This window comes from Xenorhabdus griffiniae, assembly GCF_001028135.1.
Lineage (GTDB): Bacteria > Pseudomonadota > Gammaproteobacteria > Enterobacterales > Enterobacteriaceae > Xenorhabdus > Xenorhabdus bakwenae.
The window spans coordinates 1-11,155 of the sequence record NZ_LDNM01000122.1; the positions used below are offsets into that span (position 1 = coordinate 1).

9 protein-coding genes are annotated in these 11,155 nt (G+C 44.7%); 4 read left to right on the plus strand and 5 right to left on the minus strand.

Annotation, left to right across the window (positions count from 1 at the left end; translation table 11 throughout):
• Positions 1-68: 68 nt before the first annotated feature.
• Positions 69-734 (minus strand): GntR family transcriptional regulator, encoded by a 666-nt coding sequence (locus AAY47_RS18010; RefSeq protein WP_047771668.1) that lies wholly within the window; start codon positions 732-734, stop codon positions 69-71.
• 324 nt (positions 735-1,058) lie between these two features.
• On the opposite strand from AAY47_RS18010, the gene AAY47_RS18015 reads away from it, so the two are divergent.
• The 4 genes from AAY47_RS18015 to AAY47_RS18030 all read left to right on the plus strand — a co-directional run bounded on the left by AAY47_RS18015 (position 1,059) and on the right by AAY47_RS18030 (position 7,504).
• Positions 1,059-1,826, plus strand: a complete 768-nt coding sequence (locus AAY47_RS18015; RefSeq protein ID WP_047771669.1) for a LamB/YcsF family protein — start codon at positions 1,059-1,061, stop codon at positions 1,824-1,826.
• Between the two features lie 43 nt (positions 1,827-1,869).
• Positions 1,870-3,468 (plus strand): 5-oxoprolinase/urea amidolyase family protein, encoded by a 1,599-nt coding sequence (locus tag AAY47_RS18020; protein WP_047771670.1) that lies wholly within the window; start codon positions 1,870-1,872, stop codon positions 3,466-3,468.
• The gene (locus AAY47_RS18025; RefSeq protein WP_200897809.1) at positions 3,465-5,258 is read left to right on the plus strand and encodes an acetyl/propionyl/methylcrotonyl-CoA carboxylase subunit alpha; all 1,794 of its coding nucleotides are present in this window, start codon (positions 3,465-3,467) and stop codon (positions 5,256-5,258) included. The genes AAY47_RS18020 and AAY47_RS18025 overlap by 4 nt, the downstream gene beginning before the upstream one ends.
• Positions 5,259-5,413: 155 nt before the next feature.
• A complete protein-coding gene (locus AAY47_RS18030) occupies positions 5,414-7,504 on the plus strand; it encodes a TonB-dependent receptor domain-containing protein (protein WP_047771671.1) in 2,091 nt (696 codons plus the stop codon).
• Positions 7,505-7,597: 93 nt separating this feature from the next.
• Here AAY47_RS18030 and frdD read toward each other — a convergent pair whose 3' ends face one another.
• From frdD to frdA, 4 genes are read right to left on the minus strand one after another with little or no spacing between them, the layout of a single operon-like run.
• On the minus strand, positions 7,598-7,954 hold the full coding sequence (gene frdD, locus AAY47_RS18035) for a fumarate reductase subunit FrdD (RefSeq protein ID WP_200897810.1): 357 nt from the start codon (positions 7,952-7,954) through the stop codon (positions 7,598-7,600).
• A gap of 13 nt (positions 7,955-7,967) precedes the next feature.
• A complete protein-coding gene (gene frdC / locus AAY47_RS18040) occupies positions 7,968-8,363 on the minus strand; it encodes a fumarate reductase subunit FrdC (protein ID WP_047771673.1) in 396 nt (131 codons plus the stop codon).
• Between the two features lie 14 nt (positions 8,364-8,377).
• Positions 8,378-9,112: a succinate dehydrogenase/fumarate reductase iron-sulfur subunit gene (locus tag AAY47_RS18045; protein ID WP_047771674.1), complete on the minus strand. Its 735-nt coding sequence runs from the start codon at positions 9,110-9,112 to the stop codon at positions 8,378-8,380.
• Positions 9,105-10,901: a fumarate reductase (quinol) flavoprotein subunit gene (gene frdA / locus AAY47_RS18050; RefSeq protein ID WP_047771675.1), complete on the minus strand. Its 1,797-nt coding sequence runs from the start codon at positions 10,899-10,901 to the stop codon at positions 9,105-9,107. Before frdA ends, AAY47_RS18045 begins: the two co-directional genes overlap by 8 nt.
• Positions 10,902-11,155 lie beyond the last annotated feature (254 nt).

Genomic DNA, 11,155 nt, shown 5'->3' on the forward strand with positions numbered 1-11,155 from the left:
ACACTGCCAGACATTCATTTAGTCAGAAAAGCCATCCGTCACCGGATGGCTTTTTTGCGTTTAATTTTTTATGGTACTTGGTTATTTTTACGTGTATAAGCGGCTAATATCGCCCTTTCTGATAACTCCAGGTAATCTTTCATTGTATTAGCTGCTTGTTCATTTTTCCCTGAATTGAGTAATTCCAGAATATGCGCGTTTTTATCGATATAAGGTGCATACAAAAGCTCAGGACTATTCAAAATACCAAAAGCCAGACGCAGTTCTGCGGAAATATTGTGATAAAAAGCGATCAATCTATCACTATCAGTTAATTCTACGATCGCGGCATGAAAGTGCATATTTTCTGTTCCGGCACCAATCCAATCTTGTTGTTTGCGACATTGTTGGGCGGCTTCAACGGCTTGTTTCATTTTGGCAATACCGGGATGCATTGAATAAGCCTGAGCAAGTGCCTGACATTCAATTAACTGCCGAACTCGATAGATATCAATAATGGATGCAATATCGGGAGTTGCAACAAACACGCCACGATTAGGTTCATGTTTCAGCAGCCCTTCCTGCGTGAGAAGACGGAACACTTCACGTAATGTATTTCGTGAAATTTCAAGCTGTTCACTCAACGCAGCTTCTGATAGTCGTTGCCCAGGTAATAACTCCCCTGCAACCAGTTTATTTCTGATGGTTTCAGCGATTCTTTTGCTCAAAATTTGGGGAGAATGGTTTTTTTTCATAGTCATCCGTTAGATTTTATGGCTGATAACAAACACCTTCAACGCGTATACGAAAGCGAATCTTCACATATTCCCCGATAACCAGCAAGTTACCACCATCGAACCAATATAGGGCAATATTATTGTGTCTATGACACCTAAATTGTGCATCTTGACGATAAAGTCAACGAAAAATGTTAATAAAGTGATCTCTATTGGATTTTGAAGATCGATAATACAAATTTGTTTGCTTATTTCCTCAGCAGATCTTATCTATTGTTCAACAATATATTTATTTTAATCAAACAATCTGATTCTTTAGTTCTACAGCTTAGGGAAATCATCATGATAAAAACGATCGATTTAAATAGTGATCTCGGTGAAAGTTTTGGTCAATGGCGGATGGGAAACGATGAAGAAATATTGGATATCGTCAGTAGTGCTAACGTTGCCTGTGGTTTTCATGCGGGTGATCCGGTTGGGATTTTGCAAACATTGAAATCTGCGCAGAAAAATGATGTAGCGATAGGTGCCCATGTTTCTTATCCCGATTTGGTTGGCTTTGGGCGACGTAAAATGGATATAGCCAGTCATGAACTTACCGCTGATGTTATTTACCAGATTGGTGCCTTGCAAGGATTGGCCGCCGCAGCAGGTACTAAAGTGAGTTATGTCAAACCCCATGGTGCACTTTATAACACGATCGCAAATGACGAATATCAGGCAATTGCTGTGATTGAAGGAATTCTAGCGTTAGATCCCAATCTTGTGTTGGTTGGTCTGGCGGGATCAAACATTCTCAAATTAGCTCAGAAAAGCGGATTGAGAACCATAGCAGAAGCGTTTGCTGATCGTGCTTATACCTCACAAGGGGAATTAGTCTCCCGTCGTGAAACGGGATCTGTTTTGCATGATGCCGATCTCGTTGCTCAACGCATGTTGCAATTGGTGACAGAAGGGGGCGTTGAATCAATTGATGGTAAATTTACCCCTATTCAGGCGGATTCAATTTGTGTGCATGGTGATACTCCTGGTGCGGTAGCGATGGCAAAACAGGTCAAGGCAGTTTTGCAGCAGGCGGGAATAACTATTCGGCCATTTATTCATTCATAAGTATGGGTCGCATTGATATGGTTAATCATCTGGGGAGATAGCCTTGCGTTTTTTACCGGTTAATAGCAATACCATCATGGTTGAATTGAGTGGATTGTCAGAAACACTGGCTCTGCTTGATTCACTGAATATGGCACCTATTTTGGGGATTGAAGAAATTATTCCGGCAGCGAGAACGCTGATGGTTCGTTTTCGGCCGGCAAAAATATCCTTCCAACAATTGGCGCTAGAAATCAGTAGACGAGATTTGCAAGAGCGTAGTCATACAACGGGAAAAAGCATAGAAATTCCTGTGCATTACAACGGTGATGATCTCGCACTGGTTGCGGAAATAGTGGGATGTACCGTTCAGGAGGTTATTCAGCAACATACCGAAAATGAATATACCGTCGCTTTCACTGGATTTGCCCCTGGATTTGCCTATATGGTATCGAATACCTCGCAATGGAATATACCTCGTCGCAAAACCCCCAGAACGCGCATTCCGGCAGGTGCCGTTGCATTGGCGGGGGAATTCAGCAGTATTTATCCACAGGCAAGCCCCGGAGGATGGCAGCTTATCGGTATTACGACCGAACGTATGTGGGATCTTTCCCGCCCATCTCCGGCCTTATTACAACCAGGCTATCGTGTTAACTTTCGAGATGCTGGGTGTCACCCTGCAACAATCAGCTTACCTGAAACACCGGACAGTAACATGGCACTGACTCCAGAGGCTTCCTGTCATCTGGAAATTTTGTCTGTGGGATTACCAACCTTATTTCAAGATCTGGGGAGGGTTGGTCAGGCAAAATCGGGGATCGCAGAATCGGGTGCAATGGATAAAAGTGCTTTGCGCAGCGCAAACCGTATTGTGGGTAATCCCTCTGATCATGCTTGTTTGGAAATCGTGCAGGGCGGATTTAAAGCGCTTGCACATGGACAGATATTGATGGCGATTACAGGGGCAGCCTGCCCAATAGAGATAAAAACATCATCAGGTAAAATATTCCATGTGAATACTTACCAACCCATTGATTTAAACGGTGGTGATGAAATTTCCTTGGGTATTCCTGTCGCAGGCATGCGGTCTTATTTATCGGTACGTGGCGGCTTTACTGTCCCAGCTATTTTATCCAGCCATTCATTGGATACGCTGTCTAATATTGGGCCTGCTCCGTTGAAAGTGAATGATAAATTAGCTGTCGGTGAAACATCTCATTGCGCCGCGATATCTGTTTCTGAAACTCCGGCTTTTGACATGCCAAATAAAGATGAAATTGTCGTATTGGATATCCTATTCGGCCCTCGTACAGATTGGTTTACGCAAGGATCCATCGACTTATTGAGCAAGCAGATTTGGCAGGTAACGCCTCAATCTAATCGAATTGGGTTGAGATTAAATGGTGAGTGCTCACTATCGAGAATAAAGCTACAAGAATTGCCTAGCGAAGGAACCTGTGCAGGGGCGATACAAATTCCTGCCAGTGGGCAGCCGGTACTCTTTTTGGCGGATCATCCATTGACCGGAGGATATCCGGTTATTGCCTCAGTAGCAGATTATCATCTCGATCTTGCCGGCCAGATCCCCGTCAATGCCAAAATTCGGTTCAACCCCATTAGCCAATTCCATGAAATTCGAGGGAGTAATGATTTACCATGAACACCACAGTGAACAATGTAAATAGCAAGATTAATAAGAAAGTTAATAAGAAATTTAATAAGAAAGTGCTGATTGCCAACCGTGGTGAAATTGCTGTTCGGATCATTCGAGCTTGCCGCGATTATGGCGTACAGGCAGTTGCTGTTTATGCGGATGCTGACATCAACGCGCAACACGTTCAACTGGCTGATGAGGCTTATGCTTTAGGAGGAAATAGCCCTACAGAAACTTACCTCAATATTCCTCATTTGCTGGAAGTAGCGAAGAGATCTGGAGCAACTATGGTGCATCCGGGTTACGGTTTTTTGTCTGAGCGAGCGGAATTTGCCCGGGCAGTGATTGAGGCTGGCTTAATTTGGATTGGCCCTCACCCTGAAACGATTGATGCGTTGGGAGACAAGGTTAAGGCGCGTAAGATAGCGCAGAAAGTGGGAGCGCCGTTGGTTGTCGGGACATCCGAGCCAGTCAAAAATGTACGGGAAGTTGTTGCTTTTGCGGAGCAGCATGGCTTGCCGATTGCCATCAAAGCGGCTTTTGGTGGTGGTGGACGAGGTTTGAAAGTTGCCTGGCGTATGGATGAAGTAGCAGAACTTTACCATTCAGCGGTACGTGAAGCGACAGCGGCATTTGGCCGTGGCGAATGTTTTATAGAGCAATTTTTGGATAAACCCCGCCATATCGAAGCACAGATTATTGCGGATAAACAGGGTAATATTGTGGTACTTGGCACCCGTGACTGCTCTTTGCAACGTCGTAACCAAAAGCTAGTGGAAGAAGCGCCCGCACCATTTTTAACTCAGGAACAAAGAGAACGTATTCATCAGTCAGCAAAAGCCATTTGTGCCGAAGCCAATTATGTAGGGGCTGGCACGGTAGAATTTTTACTCAGTGCAGAGGGAACGCTTTCTTTCTTGGAAGTAAATACTCGCTTACAAGTAGAGCATCCTGTGACAGAAGAGACAACAGGCATTGATCTGGTTATCGAGCAGTTGCGGGTAGCGGAAGGTTATCCATTAAACATGCAGGAAACGCCGATCCCAAGAGGGCATTCGTTTGAATTTCGTATTAATGCGGAAGATGCGGCGAAAGGTTTCCTACCAACATCAGGCACAATCACCGAATTTATCCCGCCTGCTGGCCCTGGTATTCGTTTGGACTCTGGTGTGATTAATGGCTCTACAATTCCGGCAACCTTTGATTCACTGATGGCAAAATTAATTGTCGTAGGGGCGACCCGAGAACAGGCCATTGTTCGGGCACGTCGGGCATTGAAAGAATTTAAGATCCGTGGCGTAGCCTCCGTTTTGCCTTTCCATCAAGCGGTAATGGAGCATCCTGATTTTATTTCTGGCGATAAATTCAATGTCCATACCCGCTGGATTGAAACAGATTTTGTGAATGAACTAGGGGCTTCATTACGTCAGTTTCCGCGTGAAGATAACAATATTACCCGCACTTTTATTGAGATTGATGGCCGCAGGCATGAATTGGGATTGCCATTGGATTTATTGGCCCATTTAGCCCCTGTGGGTGAACAGCAATTTTCGCCGTCTGTCATAAAGGAAAAACTGCCGGAAGATCCTCGTCAGGTAAAAGCACCTATTTCCGGTATCCTGCATTGCTGGATGGTGAAAGAAGGTGAGCAAGTCAGCGAAGGTGATGTGATTGCAGTGATGGAGTCCATGAAAATGGAAGTGCAAATCAATGCTCATCGTTCAGGAAAAATTACTTTCTGTGCCCAAGCAGGGGATTATCAGGATGCAGAAGGTGTTTTGGCCCACATAGGGTAGTAATTAATGTGGGGTAATATTACTTAAGGCGGCAGGATCTGTTGATTCTGCCCTTTTCATCCAGCCATGTTCCATACTCGTCTTTAAAGTTATTTACATTTCTCTTAGAAATGTAAATAATAATCCTTCTCAATAGTATTTGTGATTGAAAATAAATGTCTAAAATTACCAAAATTTACGCCGGCCTGGCGAAAAGTGGCCTATGTGTTCCTTTGATGTCTGCCTCTATGCTGACAGTCGCTATCTCTACCAACGCATTTGCAAATGCTGAAAATACGGCTAAGAAATCGACTAATACTAGCGATACATTGGTTGTTATTGCGGATAACAATGCTCAAGGTGCACCAGAAGATAGAAAAGTCAGCCGTAATGAAATCAGAGTTAAACAAGCACAAAGTGTCGGTGAAATTTTAAAGAATGTACCGGGCGTACAAGCCGGTCATCCCAGCGCTTTAGGGCAACGCTTTAAAATCCGTGGCATGGATGATCAATTTATCAACGTGACGATTGATGGCGCAAGGCAAGAAGGATATCACTTCCACCATTCAGGCAATTACGGCATCGATCCTGAGATGTTGAAGCAAGTTGATATCAAGGTCGGCAGTAACAGTATTACCTACGATACTGGTGCGATTGGGGGGGCATTAAAATTTGAAACCGTTGATGCCGGTGATCTGTTAGCACCAGGCCAACTCTTTGGCGCTAAAGGAAAATTAAACTATTCAAGCAATGGTTCTGAATTCCAACAATCCTTAGCGACATACGGTCGATTGGGTGCGGTTGATTTATTAGGTTACTTTACCCATCGTGATATGCATAACTCTAAATCTGGCAGGGATAATAGCGGACGAGGGTCCATTCCGACAGATGGGAAATTATACGATTATTTATTAAAAGCGAAATTTAATCTGACAGATGAGCAGTATATTAATGTATCAAAAGAACATTATAAAAATGATGCAGAAACCAGCTATAGATTGAATTTCGGACAGGATGTAAATAAAGGGAAGAAAGCAAAGTATGCTATTGACCGCGATACCCATAATATCACTTATGGGTACACGCCAGTTGATAATGACCTGATTGATTTAAAACTATCCGCGTATCATACGGAACAAACCTCTACCCATATGAAGCCTGTAAATGGAAATGGGGGGGGATTCAATAGTATTGTGAGAACCCAAGGTATTAAGGTTCGTAATACTTCTAGTTTTGAAACCCAGAAGTTAGCTCATGCCTTAACCTATGGATATGAATATTTTGATACCAGAATGAGGTACACGAAGGAAGAAAAGAATCTTCATAACAAAGAAGTGGAAAAAGCAAACTCATCATCTGTTTACTTAGAGGATGACATTCAAATTGCCGATTTTCATATTATTCCGGGTATCAGATGGGACCATTATAACTACCATACGGTTAATGCACAGGATGAGTCGTTTGAGAGAACTTACGCTCATTTCTCAAAAGCACTTGGCTTGAAATACGAACTTGGGGCATCCACAACATTATTTGCCAACTATACCGAACTCTTTAGAGGTCCGTTGGGCAAAGAGCTAATGGGGATATCCAACCAGAGCAATAACCTGAAAGCCACAACCGGTTATAACGTGGAAACGGGATTGGCAGGTACTTATCCTGGTATCTTTGCTGACAATGACTCGGTGGTTATTTTAGGTAAAGTATTCCAAACGAACTTTAAAAACCTGTCTACAACTTTAGCCAAGAATGAATTACATAATATCCCGAAAGCCAGACTGCAAGGGTTTGAATTAGCGACTGACTATAAACTGGATAATTTGTCTTTAAAAGCCTCTTATGCCAAAGTCAATAACAAGATTATTGAAGGTAATGAGCTGCTTGATAAGGCCTTTACCAGAGGATTAGAGTTCGAGCCAGCAGTGGGAGACTCTATCACTGTAGGTGGTAGTTACCTGTTTGATACAACTGACATTGAACTCGGCTGGAATACCCGCTTTGTTCTGTCAAAGAACTCAAAAGGTAAAGACACAAATGATAAGAAAGAAGCCATTATTGTCGATATCCATAAACAGGGATATGGCGTAAGTAATATGTATGTCTCTTGGGCACCAAAAACAGGGGCATTAAAAAATACCGAACTCCAGTTTGGCATTGATAATGTCTTCGACAAACGTCACAACGAACATTCTTACTATTTGAAGAGTTACCAGGGACAAGAAGAGAAAGGCCGCACCTATAAAGCGACAATTTCTTATAAGTTCTAATCAACATATCTTAAAGGTTGCAAATACCTTTCGTAATAAGTCTGCGGTTTATCCGCAGACTTATTTCAGGATAGCTTGCCAGAATTAGCGCAATTACAGCGTAAAAATCCCAATTAAAGCGATAACAGTTAAAATCGCGGCTGCACCATAAAACACCCACTTACTGGCGGGTACAGGGATTTGCAGATCGTGCATACCATGATGCAGACGGTGCAAACCACACCATAAAGGCAGGCTAATCATCAGCAGCAAAAAGATACGACCGATAAAACTCTGGCAAAATGTCAGGATGCGTTCATAAGAAAGCGCTTCTGGTGCCAATCCCAGTGGCAGCAAGATACCCAGCAGCAGAATAATTGCAGGCCCAACAATCGCGCTCCACATACCACCGGCACCAAACAACCCCCAGAAAATCGGTTCATCGGAACGTTTAGGTACTTGATTCATCAGATCCTCCTTGGGGTTAGAAAAACAGGGCCACGCCGAGGATCACGACGGTAGCAATAATCGTGATTGCCCATAGCAACTTAATAATTGGCTCTGGTGGCATTTTCTCATTCTTAACGATGATATTGAGTGCCTTGGGAGCCAGCTCAAACCAGGTTTTGGTATGCAGTAATGTAGCCAGCAGGGTGATGATATTAATCAGCAGCACCCATGGATTTTGCAGAAAAGAGACAAACCCCGCCCAGCTTTCAGGGCCATCTTTCAGGGCAAACAGGCCGTAAAGTATCAGAACACTGAACCAAACGGTGGGGATGGCTGTCCCTTCACGTAACATATAGAAGCGATAAAAACCCAGTTTACGCCACCAATTGGATTCCATACCCCGCACATAAGGCTTACGTTTTGTCGTCATTACACTCTCCTTCCTTATTGTGGTTTCAGCATGGAGATAAGGAAATCTTTAGCACTTTCTGCCTTGCTCTGTTGGATCGCACCGGCAGGATCAACATGCTTCGGACACACTTCAGAGCAGTAACCGACAAAAGTACAAGACCAGACGCCATTATCGCTGTTGATTTGTGGCATGCGTTCTTTCTTGCCGTGATCGCGGTTATCAAGGTTATAGCGGTGTGCCAGCGTGACAGCGGCAGGCCCAATGAACTCAGGATTCAAACCAAATTGAGGGCAGGCGGCATAGCACAGGCCACAATTGATACAACCGGAAAACTGATGATATTTCGCCATCTGGGCAGGTGTCTGGACATTTGGGCCATCGGCGGGTTTACGATCATTGCCAATGATATAAGGCTTGATAGCTTCCAGGCTCTCAATAAAGTGAGTCATATCCACAACTAAATCCCGCTCGATTGGGAAATTACCCAGTGCTTCGATTTTCATGCCTTGAGCATAATCGCGCAGGAACGTTTTACAGGCCAGTTTGGGGACACGGTTTACCATCATGCCACAGGAACCACAGATTGCCATGCGGCAGGACCAGCGGTAAGAGAGGTCCGGCGCCAGATTGTCCTTGATATACCCCAATGCATCCAGCAGTGAAGTTTGTTCATCGTAAGGCACTTCATAAGTGACGAAATGGGGTTCACTGTCAATTTCCGGGTTATAGCGCATGACTTCCATTTTCAGATTGTTCATCTCAGCCATTCGCTTGCTCCTTCTGTTTTTTCTCTTGTGCAGCCGCTTCGCCCCCGTAGACACGTTTCGCTGGTTGAGATTTGGTGATCTTCACATCACTGTATTCCAGACGTGGGGCACCCTCTGGGTTATAGAATGCCAGTGTATGTTTCAGGAAGTTCTCATCATCCCGCTCGGTACAGCCTTCATCAAGGCGCTGATGGGCACCACGGGATTCTTTGCGATTCATGGCGGAATGCGCCATACATTCAGCGACATCCAAACCAAAACCTAATTCGATGGTGTAGAGCAGATCGGTATTGAATACACTGGAACGGTCGCTAATTCCGATATGTTTGAAGCGTTCTTTCAGTTCGGCAATTTTGTCGATGGTTTTCTGCATTAACTCTGGTGTACGATAAATTCCGCAGCCTTCTTCCATGGAAGTGCCCAATTCATCGCGGATTTTCGCCCAGTTTTCGCCGCCTTTCTGATTCAGCAAGTTATTGAGTTTATCTTCAACATCACGAGATTGAGCATCCAATACGCTACTATTGGCGGGTTTCACTTGTTGGATATGTTTGACTGCTTCTTCACCGGCCTGGCGGCCAAAGACAACTAATTCAGCCAGCGAGTTAGAGCCGAGGCGGTTTGCACCATGCAGGCCAACAGAAGAGCATTCACCGATAGCGAACAATCCTTTGATGCGAGTTTCACCCTGTTGATTCGTTTCGATTCCGCCCATAGTGTAATGTGCGGTTGGACGAACAGGGATTGGTTCTTTGACCGGATCAACGCCGACATAGGCTTTTGCCAGCTCACAGATAAATGGCAGACGCTCGAGCAGCTTTTTCTCACCTAAATGACGCAAATCCAGATGTACGACATCGCCACGCGGCGTAGCGATGGTACGACCTGCCCGCCACTCATGCCAGAACGCTTGGGACACTTTGTCACGCGGGCCGAGTTCCATATATTTGTTTTCAGGATGTCCAAGCGGCGTTTCTGGTCCCAGGCCATAATCCTGTAGATAACGATAACCCTCCTTGTTCACCAGAATTCCGCCTTCACCACGGCAGCCTTCGGTCATCAAAATACCGGAACCAGGCAGGCCGGTTGGGTGATATTGCACAAATTCCATATCACGCAATGGGATACCGTGACGGAACGCCATTCCCATCCCATCACCCGTCACAATGCCGCCATTGGTGTTATAACGGTATACACGTCCGGCACCGCCAGTCGCCATAATAACGGCATTTGCGCGGAGCTGAACTTTTGTTCCTTCCATCATATTCAGTGCAATCAATCCGCGAGCCTGCCCTTCATCCACCAAAATATCGAGGACAAAATGCTCATCAAAGCGCTGGATTTGCGGGTATTTGAGTGACGTCTGGAACAGTGTATGGAGCATATGGAAACCGGTCTTATCGGCGGCAAACCATGTGCGTTCAATTTTCATGCCGCCGAAACGACGCACGTTGACAGAACCATCCTCCTTGCGGCTCCACGGGCAGCCCCATTGTTCCAGTTGGATCATTTCTGTTGGACACTGTTTGACGAAATACTCAACCACATCTTGTTCACACAGCCAATCACCACCGGATACCGTGTCATGGAAGTGAAAATCATAGGAATCGTGCGCCTGAGTGACTGCCGCCGATCCGCCTTCTGCGGCCACCGTATGGCTACGCATAGGATAAACTTTTGAGAGTAAAGCAATTTTGAGTTTAGGATTGGCTTCAGCAGCAGCGATGGCGGCTCGTAGCCCTGCTCCACCGGCTCCGATAATCGCAAGGTCGACATTGAAGGTTTTCACCGCTCTTCTCCATTGTTCAAGTGGGAGTCAATCTATTACTTTTTATATGGTTTAATTATAGCGAACAACGTAAGGGGTAAATTTGATATGGATGCGGGTTTTGTGGGATTTCACCTGTAAAACGTGATCTAACGCATGTTTTTACTTATTCAAATGTTGCATGTGAATAACTTCATCAATGGGGTTTATATACAGGGCAAGATCACGAATGTTTTTTAGTCAAAAATAAACAGGTTGCTTCGAGTAAAGAGCTG

Excerpts from the sequence above, each read along its gene's own strand:
- AAY47_RS18010 (WP_047771668.1), bottom strand. The coding sequence starts at position 734 with ATGAAAAAAAACCATTCTCCCCAAATTTTGAGCAAAAGAATCGCTGAA.
- AAY47_RS18015 (WP_047771669.1), top strand. The coding sequence starts at position 1,059 with ATGATAAAAACGATCGATTTAAATAGTGATCTCGGTGAAAGTTTTGGT.
- AAY47_RS18025 (WP_200897809.1), top strand. The coding sequence starts at position 3,465 with ATGAACACCACAGTGAACAATGTAAATAGCAAGATTAATAAGAAAGTT.
- AAY47_RS18030 (WP_047771671.1), top strand. The coding sequence starts at position 5,414 with ATGTCTAAAATTACCAAAATTTACGCCGGCCTGGCGAAAAGTGGCCTA.
- frdC (WP_047771673.1), bottom strand. The coding sequence starts at position 8,363 with ATGACGACAAAACGTAAGCCTTATGTGCGGGGTATGGAATCCAATTGG.
- AAY47_RS18045 (WP_047771674.1), bottom strand. The coding sequence starts at position 9,112 with ATGGCTGAGATGAACAATCTGAAAATGGAAGTCATGCGCTATAACCCG.